Annotated in this window: 22 protein-coding genes; 5 read left to right on the top strand and 17 right to left on the bottom strand. The window is 67.8% G+C overall.

Annotation, left to right across the window (positions count from 1 at the left end; translation table 11 throughout):
- Positions 1–16: 16 nt before the first annotated feature.
- A complete protein-coding gene (locus EJO66_RS18520; protein ID WP_124960434.1) occupies positions 17–277 on the bottom strand; it encodes a PP0621 family protein in 261 nt (86 codons plus the stop codon).
- Complete coding sequence (locus EJO66_RS18525) at positions 274–1,083, bottom strand: cytochrome C assembly family protein (RefSeq protein WP_124960435.1); 810 nt, start codon at positions 1,081–1,083, stop codon at positions 274–276. The genes EJO66_RS18520 and EJO66_RS18525 overlap by 4 nt, the downstream gene beginning before the upstream one ends.
- Positions 1,084–1,274: 191 nt before the next feature.
- On the opposite strand from EJO66_RS18525, the gene ffh reads away from it, so the two are divergent.
- On the top strand, positions 1,275–2,663 hold the full coding sequence (ffh, locus tag EJO66_RS18530; RefSeq protein WP_124960436.1) for a signal recognition particle protein: 1,389 nt from the start codon (positions 1,275–1,277) through the stop codon (positions 2,661–2,663).
- 60 nt (positions 2,664–2,723) lie between these two features.
- Here the strand turns inward: ffh and EJO66_RS18535 are convergent, their stop codons facing one another.
- The 9 genes from EJO66_RS18535 to EJO66_RS18575 form a co-directional block, all read right to left on the bottom strand.
- Entirely contained in the window at positions 2,724–3,863 is a 1,140-nt protein-coding gene (locus EJO66_RS18535; RefSeq protein ID WP_125965754.1) for an AAA family ATPase, read from the bottom strand.
- Positions 3,860–4,756: an RNA ligase family protein gene (locus tag EJO66_RS18540; RefSeq protein WP_223262364.1), complete on the bottom strand. Its 897-nt coding sequence runs from the start codon at positions 4,754–4,756 to the stop codon at positions 3,860–3,862. The genes EJO66_RS18535 and EJO66_RS18540 overlap by 4 nt, the downstream gene beginning before the upstream one ends.
- Before the next feature lie 307 nt (positions 4,757–5,063).
- Positions 5,064–7,079, bottom strand: coding sequence for a glucans biosynthesis glucosyltransferase MdoH (gene mdoH / locus EJO66_RS18545; protein ID WP_124960439.1), 2,016 nt, complete (start codon positions 7,077–7,079; stop codon positions 5,064–5,066).
- Positions 7,080–7,086: 7 nt separating this feature from the next.
- The gene (locus EJO66_RS18550) at positions 7,087–7,290 is read right to left on the bottom strand and encodes a hypothetical protein (protein ID WP_124960440.1); all 204 of its coding nucleotides are present in this window, start codon (positions 7,288–7,290) and stop codon (positions 7,087–7,089) included.
- Between the two features lie 193 nt (positions 7,291–7,483).
- On the bottom strand, positions 7,484–8,872 hold the full coding sequence (locus tag EJO66_RS18555) for a sigma 54-interacting transcriptional regulator (protein ID WP_124960441.1): 1,389 nt from the start codon (positions 8,870–8,872) through the stop codon (positions 7,484–7,486).
- Positions 8,873–8,903: 31 nt separating this feature from the next.
- Positions 8,904–9,515: a hypothetical protein gene (locus EJO66_RS18560; protein WP_223262365.1), complete on the bottom strand. Its 612-nt coding sequence runs from the start codon at positions 9,513–9,515 to the stop codon at positions 8,904–8,906.
- A 114-nt stretch (positions 9,516–9,629) separates the two neighbouring features.
- Positions 9,630–11,057 (bottom strand): sensor histidine kinase, encoded by a 1,428-nt coding sequence (locus EJO66_RS18565; protein WP_124960443.1) that lies wholly within the window; start codon positions 11,055–11,057, stop codon positions 9,630–9,632.
- Positions 11,057–12,421, bottom strand: coding sequence for a tRNA (N6-isopentenyl adenosine(37)-C2)-methylthiotransferase MiaB (gene miaB / locus EJO66_RS18570; RefSeq protein WP_125965756.1), 1,365 nt, complete (start codon positions 12,419–12,421; stop codon positions 11,057–11,059). The genes EJO66_RS18565 and miaB overlap by 1 nt, the downstream gene beginning before the upstream one ends.
- A gap of 87 nt (positions 12,422–12,508) precedes the next feature.
- Positions 12,509–12,904 carry a hypothetical protein gene (locus EJO66_RS18575; protein WP_223262366.1) on the bottom strand — a complete coding sequence of 132 codons (396 nt, stop codon included), beginning with the start codon at positions 12,902–12,904 and terminating at the stop codon, positions 12,509–12,511.
- A gap of 324 nt (positions 12,905–13,228) precedes the next feature.
- On the opposite strand from EJO66_RS18575, the gene EJO66_RS18580 reads away from it, so the two are divergent.
- Together EJO66_RS18580 and EJO66_RS18585 are read left to right on the top strand one after the other, a co-directional pair.
- The gene (locus EJO66_RS18580; protein ID WP_124960475.1) at positions 13,229–14,359 is read left to right on the top strand and encodes an efflux RND transporter periplasmic adaptor subunit; all 1,131 of its coding nucleotides are present in this window, start codon (positions 13,229–13,231) and stop codon (positions 14,357–14,359) included.
- Entirely contained in the window at positions 14,356–17,526 is a 3,171-nt protein-coding gene (locus EJO66_RS18585) for an efflux RND transporter permease subunit (protein ID WP_124960446.1), read from the top strand. Before EJO66_RS18580 ends, EJO66_RS18585 begins: the two co-directional genes overlap by 4 nt.
- On the opposite strand, the gene EJO66_RS18590 is transcribed toward EJO66_RS18585, so the two are convergent.
- From EJO66_RS18590 to EJO66_RS18610, 5 genes are read right to left on the bottom strand one after another with little or no spacing between them, the layout of a single operon-like run.
- Complete coding sequence (locus tag EJO66_RS18590) at positions 17,523–18,170, bottom strand: histidine phosphatase family protein (protein WP_124960447.1); 648 nt, start codon at positions 18,168–18,170, stop codon at positions 17,523–17,525. The genes EJO66_RS18585 and EJO66_RS18590 overlap by 4 nt on opposite strands.
- Positions 18,171–18,195: 25 nt before the next feature.
- Positions 18,196–18,816: a DUF4136 domain-containing protein gene (locus EJO66_RS18595; RefSeq protein ID WP_124960448.1), complete on the bottom strand. Its 621-nt coding sequence runs from the start codon at positions 18,814–18,816 to the stop codon at positions 18,196–18,198.
- Positions 18,817–18,862: 46 nt separating this feature from the next.
- Positions 18,863–19,798, bottom strand: coding sequence for a tRNA 2-thiocytidine(32) synthetase TtcA (ttcA, locus tag EJO66_RS18600; protein WP_124960449.1), 936 nt, complete (start codon positions 19,796–19,798; stop codon positions 18,863–18,865).
- Positions 19,799–19,855: 57 nt separating this feature from the next.
- The gene (locus EJO66_RS18605; protein WP_124960450.1) at positions 19,856–20,230 is read right to left on the bottom strand and encodes a dihydroneopterin aldolase; all 375 of its coding nucleotides are present in this window, start codon (positions 20,228–20,230) and stop codon (positions 19,856–19,858) included.
- A gap of 8 nt (positions 20,231–20,238) precedes the next feature.
- Positions 20,239–21,024 (bottom strand): SDR family oxidoreductase, encoded by a 786-nt coding sequence (locus EJO66_RS18610; RefSeq protein ID WP_125965757.1) that lies wholly within the window; start codon positions 21,022–21,024, stop codon positions 20,239–20,241.
- A gap of 26 nt (positions 21,025–21,050) precedes the next feature.
- On the opposite strand from EJO66_RS18610, the gene EJO66_RS18615 reads away from it, so the two are divergent.
- Positions 21,051–22,166, top strand: coding sequence for a class I SAM-dependent methyltransferase (locus EJO66_RS18615; protein ID WP_124960452.1), 1,116 nt, complete (start codon positions 21,051–21,053; stop codon positions 22,164–22,166).
- A gap of 121 nt (positions 22,167–22,287) precedes the next feature.
- Positions 22,288–23,151, top strand: a complete 864-nt coding sequence (locus EJO66_RS18620) for a TauD/TfdA dioxygenase family protein (RefSeq protein ID WP_124960453.1) — start codon at positions 22,288–22,290, stop codon at positions 23,149–23,151.
- Positions 23,152–23,177: 26 nt separating this feature from the next.
- Here EJO66_RS18620 and EJO66_RS18625 read toward each other — a convergent pair whose 3' ends face one another.
- A complete protein-coding gene (locus EJO66_RS18625) occupies positions 23,178–23,576 on the bottom strand; it encodes a DUF5329 family protein (RefSeq protein WP_125965758.1) in 399 nt (132 codons plus the stop codon).
- Positions 23,577–23,617: the final 41 nt, after the last annotated feature.

Genomic DNA, 23,617 nt, shown 5'->3' on the forward strand with positions numbered 1-23,617 from the left:
TCGATGCAGCGCCCGCTCAGCCGCGCTCGGCGGCCTGGCGGTGCGCCGCGCTGCAGTAGACCGCGTCGCCCGGTCCCGCGATCGCATCGCTTGCAGGCAGGTGCAAGCCGCAATGGGCGCAGCGCAGCATGGCCTGCGGCGAAGCCGGCGCGGCGGGCGGGCGCTTGGCGGCACGCGCCGCCTCTTCGCGCAGGGTCTCGCGCATTTCCTCCCGGCGGTTCTTGCGCCAGAGCCAGATCGCCACCCAGAGCACCGCGAGAACGAGCAGGTATTTCATGTCGCGCCGCGCGCCAGCACCACTTCGAGCACGAAGCGCGAGCCCACGTAGGCCAGCAGCAGCAGGGCGGAGCCGGCATACAGCACCCGCCGTGCCGTGCGGCCGCGCCATCCGAAGCGGACCCGGCCGATCAGCAGCACGGCGAAACTCATCCAGGCGAGCACCGAGAACACCGTCTTGTGGTCCCACTTCCAGCCGCGCACGCTTGCGCCGTACAGCGTTTCGCTGAACAGCAGGCCTGCGAGCAGCGTGGCCGAAAGCAGCACGAAGCCGGCCATCACGAACCGGAAGGTGAGCCGCTCGAGCGTGAGCAGCGGCACGCCGCCTTGCGGTTCGGTGGCAAGGCGGATCTGCTTTTCGGCCCGCGTGATCAGCCAGGCATGGACCACCGCGGCGCCGAACAGGCCGTACGAGGCGATGCCCAGCGCAAGGTGCAGCGGCAGCCAGGGCGATGCCGACACATGCAGCGGCGTGCCGGGAAACAGGATGGCCAGCAGCACGGCGGCCGCACCCAGCCAGGCCAGCGCGCGGCGCACCTTGAGTTGCGGATACATGCGGCTTTCGACCGCATAGACCGTGAGCACCAGCCAGGCCGTGACCGAAAGCGCCGGCGCGAAACCGAATTTCGGTTCGCTGCCGATGAGGCCATGGCCCAGCACGGCGGCATGCAGAAGCCACGCCAGCCCGAGGGCCCACTGGGTGGCTTTGCGGCTCAGCCGGGCACCCGCGGCAGCGGCAAATCCGTAGGCAGCCGCGGTGGCGATGCCCAGCGCCACGGCAAGTGGGGAGGGGATCGCTAAAATCATGCGTAGAGTTTATCTCCCCCAGGCTTGCGCACTTCGTGTCGCAGCGCCAACCTCCTCACCGGGGGCGACACCAGAGGTCCGGCAAAGCCGGTTCCTCGGTGTCTCGCGAAAGGGGCAGTAGGCCGCCGATTCCGTTCACGACTTCCGACTTTCCAATAGCCCGCCGCAGCGGGCGACAAGGCATCCCGCTCATGGCCACCGCCCTCACAGAAAAGTTCTCCCGCCTCGTCAAGACGATGAGCGGCCAGGCGCGCATCACCGAAAGCAACGTGCAGGACATGCTGCGCGAAGTGCGCATGGCCCTGCTCGAGGCCGACGTGGCGCTGCCCGTGGTGCGCGATTTCGTCGCCCGGGTGAAGGAAAAGTCGCTCGGCCAGGAAGTGCTGGGCTCGCTCAAGCCGGGCCAGGCGCTGGTCGGCATCGTCAACCGCGAACTCGCCGCCACCATGGGCGAGGGCGTGTCCGACATCAACCTTGCGGCGCAGCCGCCGGCCGTGATCCTCATGGCCGGCCTGCAGGGCGCGGGCAAGACCACCACCACCGCCAAGCTGGCCAAGCACCTGATCGAGAAGCGCAAGAAAAAAGTGCTCACGGTGTCGGGCGACGTTTATCGGCCCGCCGCCATCGAGCAGCTCAAGATGGTCACCAAGCAGGCCGGCGCCGAATGGTTCCCGAGCACGCCGGACCAGAAGCCGCTCGATATCGCACGCGCCGCGCTCGACCACGCCAAGCGCCATTTCTTCGACGTGCTGCTGGTCGACACCGCGGGCCGCCTGGCCATCGACGAAGTGCTGATGAGCGAGATCAAGCAGCTGCACGGCGCGCTCGATCCGGTCGAAACGCTGTTCGTGGTCGACGCCATGCAGGGCCAGGATGCGATCAACACCGCCCGCGCCTTCAAGGAAGCGCTGCCGCTCACCGGCATCATCCTGACCAAGACCGACGGCGATTCGCGCGGCGGTGCGGCGCTGTCGGTGCGGCAGGTGACGGGCGTGCCGATCAAGTTTGCGGGCACCAGCGAAAAGATCGACGGCCTCGAGGTGTTCGACGCCGAGCGCCATGCGGGCCGCATCCTCGGCATGGGCGACATCGTCGCGCTGGTCGAGCAGGTCACGGCCGGCGTCGACGTGGCGGCGGCGCAGAAGCTCGCGGCCAAGGTCAAGAGCGGCGCGGGCTTCGACCTGAACGACTTCCTCGGCCAGCTGCAGCAGATGAAGCAGATGGGCGGCCTCTCCAGCCTGATGGACAAGCTGCCGCAGCAGATGGCCGCCAAGGCCACCGAAGCCGACATGACCCGCGCCGAGCGCGACATCCGCCGCAAGGAAGGCATCATCCAGAGCATGACGCCGCTGGAGCGCCGCAAGCCCGAGCTGCTCAAGGCCACGCGCAAGCGCCGCATCGCGGCCGGCGCGGGCGTGCAGGTTCAGGAAGTGAACCGCCTGCTCAACGAGTTCGAGCAGATGCAGGGCATGATGAAGAAGATGAAGGGCGGCGGCCTCATGAAGATGATGAAGAAGATGGGCGGCATGAAGGGAATGGGCGGGATGGGTGGGCCCGGCGGTCCCAAGCTGCCGTTCTGAGCTCCACGCATATATATAGATAGAAGCCCGCCGGGGATGCCCTGGCGGGCTTTGTCGTTTTCAGGTCTGCACGTCGTAGACCGTCGCGTGCGCCTCCACGGGCGCGGGCAGCTCCCAGCGATGCAGCATCCGCTCGATGCCTGCATTCGAGAGCGTCGTGTCGCGTTCGCGGTTGCGGCGCATCAGCTCGGGATGCGGCACCTCCAGGTACACCAGCTCGATCCGGGCGTGGTACGCCCAGAGCAGGTCCAGCGTCTTGGTGCGCATCTGCTGGCTCAGGTGCGTGGCGTTCCAGACGAAGCGCTCCTGCCTGCGCAGCAGCGCCTTGGCCTGATCGACCGCATGGTGCGCAGCGAGCCCGTCGTTCTCGCCGTGCTTCAACCCGAGTTCGGCACGCGCATCGTCGAAGGACACCACCGGCCAGCCCTTGCGGTGCTGCGCCACCCAGTGGTTCTTGCCGCTCGCGGGCAGGCCGCACATCACCGTCACCTGCGAACCCGCAGCCTGGAACAGGGGGTAGTCCGGACTGGTGTCCGCGCCACGGAAGTAGGCCAGCCGAGTGTGTGCATCGGCCATTTGGCGAGGTCCCTCCCAGCAGCCTTCTTCCTGGGCCAGCTCCTCGAAGAGTGCGATGTCGGTCATGCTGTCCGCGCGCTTCTCGTAGTGGCGCCCGAGCATGTCGCAGCGCGCCACGCAGCACAGGTCGGGCAGGCTCAGCTCCCACGAGAGCTTGTGCACCTGCCACTCGGGCCGCACCCCCTTGCGCGAGGCAAAGGCATGGAACGGCAACTGGTGCACCGCGATGATCCGGCATACGGCTTCGCGCAGCGCGAACGGCACGCGGGCCTTCCACATCAGCACGCGCACATCGACCGAACCGCGGCGCGAATGGCCGGGCTGGCCGATGCGGCCGCTGGCTTCGTCGATCACGGTGGTGTCAGGCTTGGCGATATCGTGCAGCAGGCAGGCCATGAACAGCACGAAACGGCCGTCGGCGCCGGCGCCCTGGTAGTGCGGGTCCTGCATCAGCGCGTCGAGCACCATGCGCGTGTGGACGCCGACGTTGCCTTCGGCGTGGTAGTACGGGTCTTGCGGCGTCTCTTCGAGGCGCAGCAGGCCCGGCAGCAGTTCGCAGCACTGCCGCCAATCGGTGTCCTTGCCAGGCGCGGGCACCAGGGCGCACAAGTCGTCGTGGGTCATCGCGTCCTCCCGATGGTTGCGAGTTCGGCCGGGGAGTGCAAGGTGTGCAATCCCAGGTCTTGCCATGTGGTCGTGGGCGTCGGTGCGTACGGATCCACGCCTGCCGCCAGTCGATTGGGCAGCACCGGCCGGTGGCTGTGGTGCGAGCCCGAGTCGAGGATGGTCTGCACGAAATCAGGCCGCACCCACTTGTAGCGGCCGGTCACCTCGCCCTGCGATTCGGTCTTGAGGTACAGACCTTCGGCCAGGTCGGACAGGTCGGTCTGCTGGCGCACGAGGTCGAGCGGCTGGCCTTCCTGCATCACGGCCTGTTCGAAGGCGGCCTTCCAGTCGGCAGTGCGCGCGAGCGACGGTCGTACGAGGGAGCGCAGTGCTCTCGCGTGGCGCGGCATCTCGCCGTCGTAGAGCACCGGAACCGAAACGACCGGGCTGCCGTCGAGCAGCGCGTGCCGCGCCGGCGTCGACAGGAAGCACTGCCTCTGCCGATCGTAGAGATCGAACTCGAGAAAGAACGCGGGCAGCCGGTCGTACCAGCAGCTGTGTTTGGCAAAGCACCACTCGCCGTACATGACGTAGCGGTCTTCGAGCCGCTCGAGCAGCCCCGCTTCGTGCGCGGCGGCCCAGTGCTTGAACAGGTTGAACTGGCGCTCGCTGGCGCCGCCCGCGAGATAGTGGCCGCGCGACTGCAGCAGCAGTTCACCCGCAGAGGTGAACGACACGGCCGCATTGGCGCCATCGAGCTTTTCCTCGATGACCACATGCCGTCCCTGCAGCGCGGACAACGGCGTCTGGCCGTCGTCGGCGTCGCCGGCCTGCAGGCGCGAGCCTTCCAGATGCGCAGTACGCGGGTACTTGAGCAGTGGAACGGATGAAAGAGAAGAGAGAGGGAACACGTTGTTCTCCAGATGCAAATCAGGAAGAACCGACAACGTGCGGGAGCGAAGCTGGAAGAGAGACCGACTCGGTGGCCGCAGCAGAGCGGGCCGTGCCTGGTCAGTGAGGGAACGCAGCTGGGCGCCCGACATGACCAGCGAGTGGTGTTGTCGGCGTCAGAGGGTGGTGACGGCGAATCGGGGCACTTGGCGCTCCAGGGGATCGAGGGATCCGTGGGTTGAAAAAAGGAAGGCGCGATTCTAGCCACGCGCCATGAAAAAAGCCGACCCTGAGGCCGGCTTTTTTCGAGGCTGTGTCTTCAGCGCATCAGGCCGTCGCCAGCGCTGCGGGGCGCGCCAGGCGCAATGCGTGCATCCAGGCGCGGCGCAGCACGGCCGGCGAACGCGATTCCTCGGGAATCAGCAGGAAGCCGCGGTCGCGCAGCGAGGTGCCCAGCGCGATCTGGCTGGTCAGCACGGTGAGCGGAATGGCCAGCAGCAGCGGCAGGCCCACCGGCATGAGCCAGATCAGCGCGCTCGGATCGATCATTGCAACGCCCAGGGCCAGCGCGCCGACCACCACGCTCATGGGAGCGAGCTGCGTCACGGCGACCTTCCACGGCACGGCAGCGGCTTCGCGCGGGGGCGACTTCCAGTCGAGCTTGATGCCGGTGAGGGCAACCAGCACGAACAGCGAGTGGGCCAGCATGCGAACCGGCGCCTGCACGATGGCCAGGCCGCTTTCGAGCACCGAGCTCTTCACCAGGCCCCAGAGGCCGCCGTACTGGCGCTGCTCGCCGCGCATCAGCACGGCTGCGATGCCGAGCAGGCGGGGCAGGAACAGCAGGCACAGGGTCCAGACCCAGAGGCCGGCCAGTTCCGCCGGCAGCACGCTCCAGCTGGAGATCAGGCTCGAACCGCTCAGCCACAGCGCGGTGCCGAGCGTCAGGAATGCGAGCCACAGCGGCGCCGAGACGTAGGCCATGGTGCCGGTCACGAACATCGCGCGGTGCACCGGGTGGATGCCGGGCTCGGCCATCAGGCGGGCGTTCTGCAGGTTGCCCTGGCACCAGCGGCGGTCGCGTTGCAGTTCGGCCAGCAGGTCCGGCGGTTGCTGCTCGTAGCTGCCGACCAGGTCGGCGCAGAGCCACACGTTGTAGCCGGCGCGGCGCATCAGCGCGGCTTCGACGAAGTCGTGCGACATGATGCCGCCCGACATGCCGCCGGTGCCCTTGATGGGGGCCAGCGCGCAATGCTTCATGAAGGGCTCGACGCGGATGATCGCGTTGTGGCCCCAGTAGTGCGATTCGCCCAGTTGCCAGAACTGCATGCCCAGCGTGAACAGGCGGCCCGTCACGCGGGAGGCGAATTGCTGCGCGCGGGCATGCAGCGTCACGTGGCCGATGGCCTGCGTGGCGGTCTGGATGATGCCGGCGGTGGGGTTGGCTTCCATCAGCTTGACCATCGAGGCCAGGCAGTCGCCGCTCATCACGGAGTCGGCGTCGAGCACGACCATGTAGCGGTAGTCCTTGCCCCAGCGGCGGCAGAAGTCGGCCACGTTGCCGGCCTTGCGGTGGGTGCGGCGGGTGCGCAGGCGGTAGTACACCTCGACCTGCGGCTGGTTGGGGCTGTCGGCCAGCGCGGCGCGCAGGTCTTCCCAGGCGGCGCGCTCGGCGGCGGCGGTTTCGGGCGAGTAGCTGTCGGACAGCACGAACACGTCGAACTGCTTCGCGTGGCCGGTGGCGGCGACCGATTCGCAGGTGGCGCGCAGGCCGGCGAACACCGTGGCAACGTCTTCGTTGCAGATCGGCATGATGATCGCGGTGCGTGCCTCGGGGTTCATCGGGTGGTGGGCCACCTGCTTGACCGAGAGCGCGTGCTTGTCACCGCGCACCGAGACATAGAAGCCCATGAGCGCGGTCACGAAGCCGGTGACGACCCAGCCCGAGAGCAGGCCGTACAGGCCGATCTGGCCGTATTCGAGCCAGACGTTGTCGTAGTCGGGTTGCACGCCGGCAAACAGCGCGGACGCGATCACGGTGCTCAGCAGCGTGAGCGCCATGAAGGCGAAGCGGCGTTGGGCCGCGGCGCGCTGCCAGGGCTGCTTGACCTGGGCGCCGGCCTCGGCGGTTTGGCCCTCCGGCTTGCCGCCGGCGCCGAGCCTGACCAGGAGGGCCGTGCCGAGGCTGTTCCAGAAGCCGCGCCAGGGGCGGGGCGCCATGGAGCCGCGGTTGACCGGCGGAGCGGTCACGGAATTGGGGTGGCGTTCTTCGCGCACCGGGCTGCGGTGCGAAAAATCGGCTTCGGTCAGCACGTTCAGTTGGGAGAAGTCGTTTGGCTTCATGTGTGGTTTACCAACGTTGCTTGTCGAGGGAAGGGGTGTCGCCAATGGCAGGAAAGCGCTTGATGACGCAATCCGGTTCGGCGCCGCCTGCGCTTGCGAGCGCGGCCACCGAATGACCGGCGGCACGGGGCCGCACGGGGGAAAACTGCTTTTGACGCAGGCCGTCGCGCTGCTGGCGCAGTGCGAAAGTTGGGCTGGTGAGTGCTGTCATGCCTGTACAGGGGCAAACCCTGTGCCAGGCTGGGAAAACGCTTTCAAATCAATGACTTGGAGCGATCTGGATGCATTTTTCCGGGGACGGACCGGTTGGAAGGCCCCCAAACCCCTCTTTTTGTCGCCGAATCCCGACAAGCCTGGGGGGCTGGTGAGGAATAGCCTTTTAAATCAACAACTTAGGGGCGTCGCTAGTCGGCGACAGGTTCGCTGCCGGGAGCGACAGCGTCGGCCTTGAAGTGGCCCGGCGTGAGTTCGTGCTTCTGCAGCAGGCGGTAGAACTCGGTGCGGTTGCGGTCGGCCAGCCGGGCGGCGTCGGCCACGTTGCCGTCGGTCAGCTTGAGCAGCCCGACGAGGTAGTCGCGCTCGAAGCGCTGCTTGGCCTCGGCATAGGTCTGGACCTCGACCGTGGGCACGCGCAGCGCGCGCTGCACCAGCGCCAGCGGGATCAGCGGCGAACTCGACAGCGCGCAGACCTGTTCCACCACGTTGTAGAGCTGGCGCACGTTGCCGGGCCACGCGGCGGTGGCCAGCGCCTTGAGCGCCTCGGGCGCGAAGCCGGACAGGCGCTTGCCGTACTTGGTCGAGAGCTTCTGCAGGAAATGGTTGGCCAGAAGCGGAATGTCCTCGCGCCGGGCCGACAGCGGCGGCAGCGTGAGCGTGACCACATTGAGCCGGTAATAGAGGTCTTCGCGGAACTGGCCCGCTTCCATGGCCACGTCCAGGTCGCGGTGGGTGGCCGAGATGATGCGCACGTCGACCTCGATCGACTGGCTGGCGCCGAGCGGGCGCACTGCGCGCTCCTGCAGCACGCGCAGCAGCTTGACCTGCAGGGCGGGCGGCATGTCCCCGATCTCGTCGAGCAGCAGCGTGCCGCCGTCGGCTTGCTGGAACAGGCCCTTGTGGTTGGCATGGGCGTCGGTGAAGGCGCCCTTCATGTGGCCGAACAGTTCCGATTCGAGCAGCGCCTCGGGGATGGCGCCGCAATTGACGGCCACGAAGGGCTTGTCGGCGCGGGCGCTGGCGCGGTGGATGGCGCGCGCCAGCAGTTCCTTGCCGGCGCCGCTGTCGCCGCGCAGCAGCACCGAGGCGTCCGACTTGGCGACCATGCGCGCCTCGGCCAGCAGCTCGGACATGCGGTTGCTGCGGCTCACGATCTCGGCGCGCCAGCTTTCGTCGCCGGCCTTGGCGGGCGTGCTGGCGGGTGCGCCGAGCGCCAGCGCCTGCGCGATCTTGTCGAGCAGTTCGCGACCGTCGTAGGGCTTGGTGAGATAGGTGAAAACGCCGCGCGCCGTGGCCTCGACCGCATCGGGAATGGTGCCGTGGGCGGTGAGCAGGATCACCGGCAGCGAGGGGTGGCGCTTGCGGATCTCGTCGAACAGCTGGAGCCCGTCGCGGCCGGGCAGCCGCACGTCGCTGAGCACCAGCTGCGGGTGCTCGATCTCGAGCTGCGTGAGCGCTGTTTCGGCCGAGGTCACGGCCGTGACCTGGTAGCCCACCGAGCTCAGCCGCATCGAGAGCAGCCGCAGCATGTCCGGGTCGTCGTCGACCACCAGCAGGCGCGCACCGGTCGTGCTCATCGAAGGGGCTCTTTCCGCAATGGCCGGGAGTTCATGGATTCGGCCTGGTGCTGCCCGGCGCGGGCAGGGGCGGCGCCGGCACGTTGTTGGGCCGTGCGAAGCTGCGCTCGATGGCGCGCAGCGCCTCGATGCGGTCGTTCAGCTGGTCGATGCGGCGCTGGCTTTCGCGCACCTGCTGCGCCTGCTTGTCGCGGTCCTCCTCGACGCGGCGCTGCTCCACGTAGCGCGCGGCCAGTGCGCGCGCCAGCGGCTGCAGGGGCTGCGCCTCGGGCGAGGGGTTGGACATCACGCGCTGCAGCAGGCCCAGCGCGCGCGCCAGGTCGGCCGGGACGCGGGTCTGCGCGAGCAGCAGCGCGAGCTGCATCTGCGCATTGGGCGAATCGCCCGGATCGCCGGCGCGGGTGATTTCGGCGGCCAGCTCGGCGCCGCCCAGCGGGCGGACCTTGTCGGCATAGGCCAGCATGGCCGCGACCGGGCCCTGGGTCATCAGCGTGAAGAGCGAGGCGGGCTGCGTGGCGGGCGCCTTGGGCTCGGCCTCGACCGGCATCACGCGCGGCACGGCGGGCGGCGGCGGCAGGGCCTCGGCCTCGGCGGGAGGGGCGGGCTGCGTCGCGCAGGCGGCCAGCAGCAGGACGAAAGGCATGGCCAACGCCCCGGACAGGGTCGAACTGCGGACGAACGGAAAAAGCATGGATTGAAGAAAAGGCAAGAGGCGATATTTGTTTTCAGGTGGGTGCCCGGGGGCTTCACGGCGGGTTCAGGCCGTGCGCGGCAGTTCGATGCGAAAGCGCGCGCCGGGCCCCTCTGGCAGCAGGGTGATGCGGCCCCCATGGGCAGCAATGTACTCCTGCACGATCGAAAGGCCGATGCCCGTGCCCTTGACGGCATGCTCGGGCTGGCGCTCGCCCCTGTAGAAAGGCTCGAAAATCCGGTCCCGGTCGCCTTCGGCAATACCCGGGCCGGCATCGTTGATATCGATGCACGCCGTGGTCGGCGTGCCGGACACCACGATCGAAATGACGCCGCCGCGCGCCGAATACCGGATGGCGTTGGACAGCAGGTTGGCCACCGCCGTTCCGAGCTTGGCGCGGTCCACCGGGAGCGTGATCGACTCGCCCTCGGCATGAACGCGCAGGCCGTGGGCCTGCCATTGCAGGCGCTGCGCCTCGATCTGCTCTTCGACCAGCGGCAGCAGGTCGGTGCGTTCGCGGCGCAGTTCGCGCGCCTCGAAGGCGGCGGCATTGAAGCGCAGGAGCGCCTCGATCTGGCCCTGCAGCGAAACGGTGTTCTGGTTCAGGATCTGCGCCACTTCGAGCTGGGCCGGATTGAGCGGACCTGTCACGCCGTCTTCGAGCAGCGAGACGCCTTCGCGCAGCGCCGCCAGCGGCGTCTTGAGTTCGTGCGAGACGTGGCGCAGGAAGCGTGCCTTGTCGGCGTCGAGCTCGGTCAGGCGCAGGCGCAGCCACTCGAGCTGCTGCGACAGGCGCCGCACGTCGGCCGGGCCGCGGATGTCGATGGGTTCGTCGAGCCGGTTCTGGCCCAGCCCGACGATGGCGTGCTCGAGCCGCTTGAAGGGGCGCGCGAGCCAGATGCCGAAAGCCAGCGCCAGCGACACCGCCAGGATGCTGGCGGCCACCACTTCGCGCATCAGGCGGCGGCGCGCATTCTCGATGCGCTTGGCCAGGGCATCGTTCTGCAGCTCGATCAGGAACTGGGCCTGCTGCGCAAGGTTCGTGTTCAGCGAATCGAGCTCGCGGAACTGCATGGCCATGCCGCTTTCGCGCGAGAGCGCGCTGTCGGCGCTGCCGCTCATGAGCCCCTCGATCACGCCAAGCTGGGCGCGCCACAGTTCGATGCCCGCGGGCGCCAGGCCGTTCCTCTCGAGCCGTTCGAGCACCTGGTGCGCTTCGCGCGCGGCGTCGTCGAAGCGGCGGCGCAGCACGGCGTCGTTCAGCACCAGCGACTGGCGGCCGGCGCGCTCCATGGCGGCACTGCGCTCGGCCAGCGACTGGGCCGCGCCCGAGAGCCGCAGCGCGCGGGCCGCCGCATCGCGGCTCTGGGTCATGAGCGCGTCGTACTGGAACACCGAGCGCAGCGCCACGCCCACCAGCAGGGCGGTGATCAGCAGGAACGCGAAAAGCAGGAGCTGCTGGAACGAGCCCCGTCTGGACGGCCGCTTCGCCATCAGGCGGCGAGCGCGGCGGGAACCGGCACCGTCGACGATTCGCGCGTGGCCACTTCGCCGCGCAGCGTGTAGGCCAGCGAGCGCGTGATGCGCAGGTCGGCCATCTGCCCGACCAGGCGCGCGTCGCCTTCGAAGTTGACCACGCGATTGCAGGCGGTGCGGCCCATCAGCTCGTTCGCGTCCTTGCGGGAAGCCCCTTCGACCAGCACGCGCTGCGTGGTGCCGACCAGCGCATCGCCGAAGCGGCGCACGTTGCCGTCGATCATGCGCTGCAGCGTCTGCAGGCGGGCCAGCTTCACCGCATGGGGCGTGTCGTCGTGCAGCGCCGCGGCGGGCGTGCCGGGTCGCGGGCTGAAGATGAAGCTGAAGCTGTTGTCGAACTGGCAGTCGTCGATCAGCTTCATCATCCTGGCGAAGTCTTCGTCGGTCTCGCCCGGGAAGCCGACGATGAAGTCGCTGGAGAGTGCGAGTTCGGGCCGGATGGCGCGCAGCTTGCGCACCGTGCTCTTGTATTCCATCGCGGTGTAGCCGCGCTTCATGGCCATCAGGATGCGGTCGCTGCCGTGCTGCACCGGCAGGTGCAGGTGGCTCACCAGCTGCGGCACCTTGGCATAGGCCTCGATCAGCCGCGGCGTGAATTCGTTGGGGTGGCTGGTGGTGTAGCGGATGCGCTCGATGCCGGGGATCTCGGCGACGTATTCGATGAGCAGCGCGAAGTCGGCGATCTCGGCCGTGTCTCCCATGCGGCCGCGGTAGGCATTCACGTTCTGCCCCAGCAGCGTGACTTCGCGCACGCCCTGGTCGGCCAGGCCGGCAATTTCCACCAGCACGTCGTCCAGCGGTCGGTTCACTTCCTCGCCGCGGGTGTAGGGCACCACGCAGTAGCTGCAGTACTTGGAGCAGCCTTCCATGATCGAGACGAACGCCGTGGCGCCCTCGACGCGCGCGGGCGGCAGGTGATCGAACTTCTCGATCTCGGGAAAGCTGATGTCGACCTGCGGGCGGTCCAGGCGCTCGCGGTCGTTCAGCATCTCGGGCAGGCGGTGCAGCGTCTGCGGTCCGAACACGATGTCGACGTAGGGCGCGCGCGCAATGATGGCCTCGCCTTCCTGGCTCGCCACGCAGCCGCCCACGCCGATCTTCACGCCCTTGGCCTTCAGGTGCTTCACGCGGCCGAGGTCGGAGAACACCTTCTCCTGGGCCTTCTCGCGCACCGAGCAGGTGTTGAACAGGATCAGGTCGGCCTCGTCCACGTTCTGCGTCGGTTCGTAGCCCTGCGCGGCGTTCAGCACATCGGCCATCTTGTCCGAGTCGTACTCGTTCATCTGGCAGCCGAAGGTCTTGATAAATACTTTTTTGCTCATGGGGTGCTTTCCTGGCCCTCCTCGCCGGAAGGGCCGATGCAGGGCGGTCGCGTCCTGCGGCGCGGCGGGCGCGGCCCGCCGGCATCTTTATTGCGTATTGACGGTGTCGTTCGTGGTGAACGGCCAGATGTTCAGCAGCGGCTTGTCGAGCGACTCGCGCTTGGCAACGGCTTCGTCGGGCGTGAGGATCCACACCTCGCGCAGCAGGCCGGCGGCATCGCGCGTGTAGTTGACGAGGAATTTCTGGCCGGTGATGGCGCCGGACATGACCAGCATGTTCTGCGCGCTGCGGATGCGGCCACCCGGCGCCATGCGGTCAGGCTTGCCGTCGAGCTCGACGTCGACCCCGTCGATCACCATGAACTTGCCGCGCAGCGTGCCGACCGGGAAAGTGCGCCCGCCCACCAGGGACTCGTTCTGGGTCTGCGGCCGGGGCACGTCGGACTGGGCTGCGGCACCGATGGAAAAAAGGCTTGCAGCCACTGTGCAAAGCGCTATGAAAGTGAGAGCATTCGTGGGTTTCTTGCAGCGGTTCATGGGGTATATCCAGAGGCTGTGGAGCGGCGATTTTAGCGGCGGGGTGAAATCATCCCTGGCGCCTGCCACAGCGGGTTGTACATGGGCCCTGGCATTGCGGCTTTACTTATCTTTACGGCACTCACGGACACTGCGAGTCGACGGCTGCTCCAATAACCGCTGTCAGCCCAAAGTGCACAAGAACCCATGAAGAAAAAACTCGTCCTCGCTCTTGCAGGTGTGTTGATCGTAGCCGTCGCGGGATGGTGGTGGAACGGGTCGGGCGATCGCATCGCGGCAAGGAACGCCAAGCCGGCCGCCGTCGCCGGCGGAGCACCCGCGGACGGCGCACCGGCCGCGCTCGTCACGCTCGCCACCGCCGAGCGGCAGGACGTGCCGGTCACGGTGCAGGTGAACGGCAGCGTGGTGTCGCTCAACAGTGTCGATTTGCGGCCGCAGGTGACCAACACGGTTGCGGCGGTGCACGTGAAGGAAGGACAGTTCGTCAAGGAGGGCCAGCTGCTCTTCACGCTCGACGACCGCAACGACCAGGCCAACCTGGCCCGCGCCCGCGCCCAGCAGAAGCGCGACGAGGCGACGCTGGCCGACCTCGAGCGCCAGTACAGGCGCAGCCAGGAGCTGCTGGCGCAGAACTTCATTTCCAAGAGCGCCTCGGACGCCACGCTGTCGCAGCTCGAGGCGCAGCGGGCCGCGGTGGCGGCCGACCGCGCCGCGGTGCAATCGGCGCAAGTGGCGCTGGGCTACGCCACGCTGCGCGCTCCCATTGCGGGGCGCATCGGGGCCGTCAACATCTATCCCGGCACGCTGGTGCAGCCGACGCTGTCGCTGGTCACCATCACCCAGCTCGATCCCATCGCGGTGAGCTTCCCGGTGCCGGAGGCCAACCTGCAGGACCTGCTGGCGGCGGCGCGCAGCCGGGCCAAGGTCGAGGCGCTTGTCAGTGGCCGCAAGGAGCCGCTCAGCGGCGTGCTCAATTTCGTCGACAACACGGTCGATCCGCAGATCGGCACCGTGCGCGCCAAGGCGGTGTTCGACAACGCCGACCAGAGCCTCTGGCCGGGCCAGTTCGTCGGCACGCGGATCACGGTTCGCACGCTCTCCGGCGCCACGGTGGTGCCGGCCGCGGCGCTCATGATGCTGTCCGAGGGCGCTTCGCTCTACGTGGTCGACCAGGCCATGAATGCCAGGCGCCGCCAGGTGCAGGTGCTCTACACCTTCGGCACCAGGGTGGCGGTGCGCGGCGTCGAGCCGGGCGAGCAGGTGGTCATCGAGGGCAGCCAGAACGTGCGACCGGGCGGCAAGGTCCGCGTCGACAAGAAGCCCGCGCCGGCCGGTACCACCGGCGTCACGCCGGGCAGTGCGGCCTCCTCGGACACCCAGGCTCCGCGGGAACGCGCATGAACATCTCGGAGCTGTGCATCCGTCGTCCCGCGATGACGGTGCTGTTGTCCGCGGCGGTGGTGGTGGCGGGCATCTTTGCCTACTTCAGCATCCCGGTCGCCGCGCTGCCGAGCTACAACACGCCGGTCATCAACGTGAACGCCCAGTTGCCGGGCGCGAGCCCCGACACCATGGCTTCGTCGGTGGCGCTGCCGCTCGAGAAGCAGTTCTCGACCATTCCGGGCCTGCAGACCATCAGCTCGGTCAACACCCAGGGCGTGAGCTCGATCACGCTGGAATTCGTGAGCAGCCGCGACATCGATGCCGCCGCCGTCGACGTGCAGGCCGCGCTGCTGCGCGCCCAGCGCCAGCTGCCGCAGGAACTGACGCAGCTGCCTTCGTACCGCAAGGTCAACCCGGCCGATGCGCCGGTGCTGTTCATCTCGCTGATCTCGCCGTCGATGAACCCGTCCGAGCTCAACGACTATGCCGAGAACCTGATCTCGCCCACGCTCTCCACCATCGACGGCGTGGCGCAGGTGGCCGTGTACGGCCGCAAGGCCTTCGCGGTGCGCATCAAGGCCAATGCCGACCTGCTCAACGCGCGCAACATCACGCTCGACGAACTGGCCCGGGCGGTGAATTCGGCCAATGCCAACACGCCCGTCGGCGTGCTCGACGGGCCGCGCCAGACGCTCACCATCCAGGCCAACCGGCAGCTCACCAAGGCGGAAGATTTCGCCAAGCTGATTGTCGGGCAGCGCAACGGCGCGCCGGTGCGGCTCGACGAAGTGGCCACCATCGAGGACAGCTTCGAATCGGTCAAGACCGCGAGCAGCTTCAACGGCCAGAGCTCCATCTCGCTGGCCGTGCAGCGCCAGCCCAACGCCAACACCGTGGAAGTGGTGGACGCGGTGCGCGCACTGATCCCGCGCTTCAAGGCCGAGTTGCCGCAATCGGTCGAGATCCACATGGTGAACGACCGCTCGCTGTCCATCCGCGAGGCCGTGCACGACGTGCAGCTCACGCTGCTGGGCACCGTTGCGCTGGTGGTGCTGGTGATCTTCCTGTTCCTGCACCGGCTGGTGGCCACGCTGATTCCGGCCGCGACCATTCCCATCTCGCTGATCGGCGCGGTGGCGCTGCTCTATGCCTTCGGCTACAGCCTGGACAACGTCTCGCTGCTGGGCATCACGCTGGCCGTGGGCCTGGTGGTGGACGATGCGATCGTGGTGCTCGAGAACATCATGCGCTACGTCGAGAAAGGCATGGAGCCGATGGCCGCGGCGCTGCGCGGGGCGCGCGAGGTGGGCTTCACCATCATCTCGATCTCGATCTCGCTGGTGGCGGTGTTCATTCCGATCTTCTTCATGCCGGGCGTGATCGGCCTCCTGTTCCATGAATTCGCGGTGGTGGTGGCGCTGGCTGTGCTGGTGTCGGCCATCGTGTCGCTCACGCTGGTGCCGATGCTCGCGAGCCGGCTGCTCAAGCACGTGCCGCGCAAGGAAGGCGCGCTCGATCACGAGGAAGAGCACCCCGAGCCCGGCACCGCCATCGGCCGCGGCTTCGAGCGCGGCTACCGCTGGGTGCATGCGAGCTACATGCGAACGCTCGACTGGACGCTCGCGCACCGCACGCTGATGCTGCTGGTGGCCGGCGCCACCTTCGTCGTCACGGCCTGGCTGTTCGTCTCCATTCCGAAAGGCTTCTTTCCCGAGGAAGACATCGGTCAGATCCAGATCACCACCGAAGCGGCCGAGGACATTTCCTTCACCGCCATGAAGGCGCTGCAGGACCGCGTGGCCGCTTCGCTGCAGGCCGATCCGAGCGTGGCCTACGTGAGCTCGTTCGTCGGCGTGGGCGGGCCGACCGCCACGCAGAACTCCGGCCGCCTGTTCGCGGTGCTCAAGCCGCGCAGCGAGCGACCCAAGATGGCCGCGGTGCTCGAGTCGCTGCGCCAGCGCTTCCGTGAGATTCCGGGCATTGCGGTCTACATGCAGCCGGTGCAGAACCTGCGCCTGGGCGGCCGCCAGAGCAAGGCGCGCTTCCAGTACACGCTGCAAAGCGTCAATGCGGGCGAGATGGTGCCCTGGGCCACGCGGCTCATGGAGCGCATGCGCGCCGACCCGGCCTTCCGCGACGTCACCAGCGACTCGCAGAACCGCGGCCTGCAGGCCACGCTGGAGATCGACCGCGACAAGGCCGGCGTGCTCGGCGTTGCCGTGGGCGACCTGCGCACCGCGCTCTACAACGCCTATGGCGACCGGCAGATCGGCAGCATCTACGGCGCGAGCAACACCTACCAGGTGATCCTTTCGGCCGCCGACAACGACCGGCAGTTCGAGGACGACGTGTCGCGCCTGTCGGTGCGCAGCACCAGCGGCCGGCTGGTGCCGCTGTCGGCCTTCTCGACCGTCAAGCGCACCGTGGGCCCCACCTCGGTCAACCACCAGGGGCAACTGCAGGCGGTGACGGTGTCGTTCAACCTCGCACCCGACGTTCCGCTGGGCAACGCGACCGCGAAGATCGACCAGTTCAAGCAGGAGCTGAAGATGCCGCAGTCGATCATCACCACCTATGGCGGCGATGCGGCGGTGTTCCAGAGTTCGCAGGCCAGCCAGGCCGTGCTGCTGGTGCTGGCCGTGCTCGTGATCTACGTGCTGCTGGGCGTGCTGTACGAAAGCTACATCCACCCGCTGACCATCCTGGCGGGGCTGCCGTCGGCGGCCGTGGGCGCCTTGCTCTCGCTCAAGATCTTCGGCTTCGACCTGACGCTGATCGCGACCATCGGCATCCTGCTTTTGATCGGCATCGTGAAGAAGAACGCGATCATGATGATCGACTTCGCGCTCGACGCGCAGCGCACCGAGGGCATGAAGCCGGTCGATGCGATCCGCGAAGCCTGCCGGCTGCGCTTCCGCCCGATCCTCATGACCACGCTGGCCGCGCTGATGGGCGCACTGCCGCTCGCCCTGGGCCTGGGCGCCGGCGCCGAACTGCGCCAGCCGCTGGGCGTGGCGGTGGTGGGTGGGCTGATCTTCTCGCAGGTGATCACGCTCTACATCACGCCCGCGATCTACCTGGCGCTCGACCGCTACAGCGGCACCGGGCCGATGGTCGAGCTGCCGGGCGAGGCCAAGGCCGAGGCCGGTGGTGGTGCCGCAGGGCATGCGGCCTCGCACGCCTAGGTGGTTGTTTCGTCGAGGACGTCGTCGTCCGCCGCCAGGTGGGCGGTGTCGCTCCAGCCCACCAGGCTGAAGCCCTCGGGCGTCCACAGCATGCGATTGATGGCCGCATTGCCGAGCTGCCAGGTGCGCGGCGCCTGCAGCTCCTGGCGCGTGGCGGCGCGGTAGAGCACGTCCATCACGCCGCCGTGCGCCACCAGCGCCACCAGCTGGCCCGGATGGCGTGCGGCCAGTTTCGATGCGATGCGCGTCACCCGTTCGCGAAAGACCAGCAGGCTCTCGCCGCCCTCGGGCTGGAATTCGGGATCGCGCTCGCGCCAGCGCCGGGCCTCGTCGGGCAGGGTGGACTCGATCTCGGCAAAGCTCATGCCTTCGAAGCGGCCGAAGGCGCGTTCGCGCAGGCCGGGCTCGGGCTGCACTGCGAGGCCGTGCGGCCTGGCGATCTCCTGCGCGGTCTGCCAGGCGCGCGACAGGTCGCTGGCGTAGATCGCGCCGATGTCCTCGTGCGCCAGCGCCTGCCCGACGCGCCGGGCTTGCCAGAGCCCGGTGTCGTTGAGCCCGATGTCGAGCTGGCCCTGGATGCGCGTGTCGACGTTCCAGGCGGTTTCGCCATGGCGAACGGCAATCAGGCGGGTGATTTCTTCCATCTGGCTGGATTCTAGAAGCGCGTCACTATTTCTTCTTTGCCGCGGACAGCTCGATGTTCACTCGGCGCTCGCCCTGCGGCGGATTCGGAAAGCCCTGCAGCGCCGCCTCGAACATCACCGGCAGGATGGTCGCGCTGACGTTGTACGGGCCGTCGTTGCGGGCCCGCGTTTCGTAGACCACGCGGTTCGAGCCGATGTCGCGCAGCACGATGCTCACTTCGCGCTCGTACCAGGGGTTGGCCGCGGGCGGCATGAAGGCCGGGCCGCCGTACCAGCCGCCGCCATGCCAGCGGCGTGCGTAGCCGGGATAGCCGTAGCCATAGCCCCAGGGGCCGTCGAAGAGCCACGGATCGGCCCAGGGCGAGAGGCCGGCCGTGACGCGGGCGCCGATCTGCGCGCTGTACTGCGCCCGGGCATCGTCGCGGCGCAGGCCGACCTTGTCGAGCGCGGCGGCGGCCATGGCCTCGAGCGATTCCTGCCGGGCGGCGTCGGCCTGCTGCGAAGGCAGGCGCTCGAAGCGGTAGGTGGCGCCGGGCGCCACGGTGCCCAGCGACGAGAAGCTTTTCACGTCGCTGTCGACCACCCAGGAGGTGGCGCAGCCGCTCAGGGTTGCTATCAGAAGAAGAGCTGAAAACGCACGTTTCATGAGGATCTCCGGGCTCAGTGGCCCAAAATTCCCCTGGGTTGCCCGCTCAGCCCTGAAGGATGCGCAGGGCTGCAGGTGCCTGGGAGAGCAGGTCGAAGGAGGGCGTATCGAAGGCCTTGTCGCCGTCTTCGTCGGCCACGCCGGTCGCCTTCAGACCCTTGAAGTCGTGCCGCGTTCCGTCGAGCAGATGCGAGGGCACCACGTTCTGCAGCGCGGTGAACATGTTCTCCACGCGGCCGGGGTGCTTCCTGTCCCACTCGCGCAGCATTTCGCCGACCTGCTTGCGCTGCAGGTTTTCCTGGCTGCCACAGAGCGTGCACGGAATGATCGGGAATTCGCGGTGCTGCGCCCAGCGCACCAGGTCCTTCTCGGCCACGTAGGCGAGCGGGCGGATCACGATGTGCTTGCCGTCGTCGCTCACCAGCTTGGGCGGCATGCTCTTGAGCTTGCCCGCGAAGAACATGTTGAGGAAGAAGGTCTGCAGCATGTCGTCGCGGTGGTGGCCGAGCGCGACCTTGGTGGCGCCCAGTTCGTCCGCCACCCGGTACAGGATGCCGCGGCGCAGCCGGCTGCACAGGCCGCAGGTGGTCTTGCCCTCGGGGATCACGCGCTTGACGATGCTGTAGGTGTCCTGGTTCTCGATGTGGAAGTCCACGCCGAGCTCGCTCAGGTATTCGGGCAGCACCTCTTCGGGGAAGCCGGGCTGCTTCTGGTCGAGGTTGACCGCAACGATGTCGAAGTGGATCGGCGCGCGGGCCTTGAGCTTGAGCAGGATGTCCAGCATGGCGTAGCTGTCCTTCCCGCCCGAGACGCACACCATGACTTTGTCGCCCTCTTCGATCATGTTGTAGTCGACGATGGCGCGGCCGACCTCGCGGCACAGGCGCTTTTCGAGCTTGTGCGTTTCGCGCTCGATCTTCAGGGAGTTGGTGGCGGTTGCGGCGCCGGCGACGGGCGCCTCGTCGATCCAGACGGCGTTCATGGGTGGGCTGCTTCGGTCAGGCAAATCGGGGGGAGGAAGGCCCGATTTTGCCTCGGTTCACCATTCCCCGGCTTCCATGCGGATAGCCACCTCGCAGTCGTCGAAGATCTCGAGCTTGGCGATCTTCACCCGCACGCCGACCACGCCGGGCAGCTGCAACAGCCGCTGCGCGAGCTTGCCGATGAGGGTTTCGAGCAGGTTCACGTGCTCGGCCGTGCACTCGTCGATGATGATGCGGCGCACCTTGCGGTAGTCCAGCACGTGGAAGATGTCGTCGTCCTTCGGCATCAGCGGCTGCGCGCCCAGATGCAGTTCGGCGTCGACCTGGATCGGCTGCGGCGCCGTCTTTTCCTGGTCGAGGATGCCCAGGTTGGCGTCGAAGCGCAGCCCCTGCAGGGTGAGTGTCTGGCGGCCGATCGGGTTGGAAGGCATGGTGGGGCTCACATCAGCGAGAAGTCGCGTTCGAATTTCATGAGGTGCTGGCCGCCGTCCACCACGAGCGTGGTGCCGGTGATCGAGTTGTTCTCCAGTGCGAACTTCACCGTGGCCGCCACGTCGGCCGGCGTGGAAGAGCGGCCCAGCGGCGAGAGCTTGTGCAGCTTCGAGAACCTGTCTTCGTCCAGCATGTGGCTGGGCAGCGTGAGGCCGGGCGCCACGCCCACCACCCGCACGCGCGGCGCCAGTGCCAGCGCCAGCATGGGCGTGGCGGCCTCGAGCGCGGCCTTGGAGAGCGTGTAGCTCAGGAAGTCGGGGTTGGGGTTCCAGAGCTTCTGGTCGAGCAGGTGCACCGCCGCGCCCTGCGCGCCGCGCAGCGCCAGGTGGTCGTGCAGCGCCTGCGCCAGCAGGATGGCGGCGCCGGTGTTGCTGCGCGCGTGGCGCTCCATGAGCGCGTAGCTGAAGCTCGCGGCGTCGTCGTGCTCGAAGAGCGCCGCGCTGTGGACCACGGCATCGACCCCACCGAAGTGCGCCGCCACGCGCGGCAGCAGGGCGCGGGTGGCGCCTTCGTCGAGCAGGTCGGCCTCGAACGGTGCCGAATTGCCCGACAGGGCCGCGCAATCGGCCGCCGTTTGCTCGGCCTCGGCGCGCGAGCTGCGGTAGTGCACTGCCACCTGCCAGCCCCCCGCGGCCAGCGCCAGCGCAATCTCGCGGCCCAGCCGGCGGCCGGCGCCCGTGACGAGGACGGTGCGGCGGGCTGGCGTAACAGGAGGAAGGGGCGCTGTGCTCATGCGGGCAGAGAAGGGAGAATCGGCGGGTGACGACAAAAACGACGACAAACAGTTTACCCATCGCCCTCGATATCCTGATTGCCCGTTCGGTGGAACGCGCGGGCGGATGGATCGGCTTCGACCGCTTCATGGCGCTGGCCCTGTATGCGCCGGGGCTGGGCTACTACGCCAACAGCTCGGCCAAGTTCGGCCACATGCCCTCTTCGGGCAGCGACTTCGTGACGGCGCCGGAGCTCACGCCCATGTTCGGGCAGGCGCTCGCAGCGCAGGTGGCCGAGGCGCTTGCGAAGACGGGCACCGACACGGTCTGGGAATTCGGCGCCGGCACGGGCGCTCTGGCCGTGCAGTTGCTGCATGCGCTCGACGAGATCGGCCGCGGCGACGTGCGCTACCGCATCGTCGACCTGTCCGGCACCTTGCGCGAGCGCCAGCAGCAGGCGCTCGCGCGCTACATAGACCGCGTCGAGTGGCTTGGCGAACTGCCCGAGGCGATGCAGGGCGTGGTGGTCGGCAACGAGGTGCTCGACGCGATGCCGGTGCAGCTGCTGGCGCGCGTGGGCGGCCAGTGGTTCGAGCGCGGCGTGGTGCGCAATGCGCGCGCCGACGGCTGGGCCTGGGCCGACCGCGAGACCGCGCTGCGGCCGCCGTTCGAGGTGCCCGGCGAGCACGACTACCTGACCGAAATCCATCCGCAGGCCGAGGCCTTCGTCGCGACCCTGGCGGACCGCCTGAAGAGCGGAGCGGCCTTCTTCATCGACTATGGTTTTCCGGAGCGCGAGTACTACCACCCGCAGCGCCACATGGGCACGGTGATGTGCCACCGCGCGCACCAGGCCGACGGCGATCCGCTGTCGGATGTGGGCTACAAGGACATCACGGCGCACGTCAATTTCACAGGCATCGCGCTCGCGGGACAGGAGGCCGGGCTCGAGGTGCTGGGCTACACCAGCCAGGCGCGCTTTCTGCTGAACTGCGGGCTGCTCGAACGGATGGGGCAGGGCAGCACGGCCGAGAGAGGCATGGCGGCTCGGCTCGTTCATGAGCATGAGATGGGGGAGCTGTTCAAGGTGGTGGGGTTCGCGGTGGGCGAGGGGTGGGAGGCGATGGGGTTTGCTGAAGGGGATCGGAGTCATACGCTTTGACCCTTTGGTTTGTTTGTTTTCCGGGGCCGGGGCGAGACCCGGCCCCCGCCCCCCAAAAAAACCATAAGCAACCAACAAAGATGTCGTTGAGAACCCCCTCACTAAAACCTACATTGGCGAAATGACCGCCCCCCAGCACTTCGAAGTGCGTCCCTTCAACGCCCCCGTGGGCGCAGAAATCGTCGGCCTCGACATCTCGAAGCCCATCAACGACGAAGATTTCGCTCGCATCCACCGCGCCCACCTGGACCACCACGTGCTGGTGTTCCGCAACCAGCAGATCACCCCGGCAGAGCACATCGAATTCAGCCGCCGCTTCGGCCCGCTCGAGATCCATGTGCTGCACCAGTTCCACCTGAAGAACCATCCCGAGATCCTGATCGTCTCCAACATCAAGGAGAACGGCGAGCCCATCGGCCTGGGCGATGCGGGGGTCTACTGGCATTCGGACATCTCGTACAAGCCCCAGCCCAGCCTGGGCTCGCTGCTGCATGCGCAGGAGTTGCCGAGCGAAGGCGGCGACACGCTCTTTGCCGACCAGCACCTTGCGTGGGAAACGCTCTCCCCCGAGCTGCAGCAGCGCATCCTGCCGCTCAAGGCCGAGCACAGCTACCTCGCCAAGTACGACGAGCTGCGCGCGAAGAATCCGTGGCGGCCCAAGCTCTCGCAGGAACAGATCGACCAGGTCGCGCCTGCCGTTCAGCCGGTGGTGCGCACGCACCCCGAGACCGGCCGCAAGGCGCTGTTCGTCAGCGAGCATTTCACGACGCGCATCGTCGGCCTGCCGCAGCAGGAAAGCGATGCGCTGCTGGCCGAGCTGTTCGCGCACAGCGTGAAGCCGCAGTTCGTTTATCGCCATCAATGGGCGCCGCACGACCTCGTGTTCTGGGACAACCGCTCGCTGATGCACCTGGCGGCGGGCACGCCCGACCACCTGCGGCGCCGCCTGAACCGCACCACCATCGTGGGCGACACGCCCTTCTGACTCTTTTAGCGCCGATGCGGCCGGGCTCAACCGGCGCCGGGCTTGCCGCCGCCGCCCTGGCGCAGCGCGCGCAATTCGGCGTTGAGGAATTCGTTGGCGTCCCGCATCGAGCCGTTGGGCATCTTGACCTTGTAGGCCTTGCCCGTCACCTCCGAGCGGGAGGCGCAGCGGTCGATGAAGTCTTCCGCCGTGGCGATGTCGTCTTTGAAGTGGTCGAACTTGGCCTGCATGTGCTTGGCGGCGTCGGCGGCGTTGTGTTCATTGCCGTTGCGCATGAAGGTCATCGTCGTCATCTTCGAGACGCGCAGGATCAGCGTGTCGATCAGCTTTTGCTCCGACGCGGAAGGGGTGGCCTGGGCCACTGCGGCCGCAAGGCCGAGCACAAGCGCCACCAGGGCGCGACGCGGAAGTTGAAATGAAGCCATGCGGTCGATGCGGCAATTTTCGGACCATGCTAGAGCGGTGG

Origin of the sequence: Variovorax beijingensis (assembly GCF_003951285.1) — a bacterium.
GTDB classification, from domain to species: domain Bacteria; phylum Pseudomonadota; class Gammaproteobacteria; order Burkholderiales; family Burkholderiaceae_C; genus Variovorax; species Variovorax beijingensis.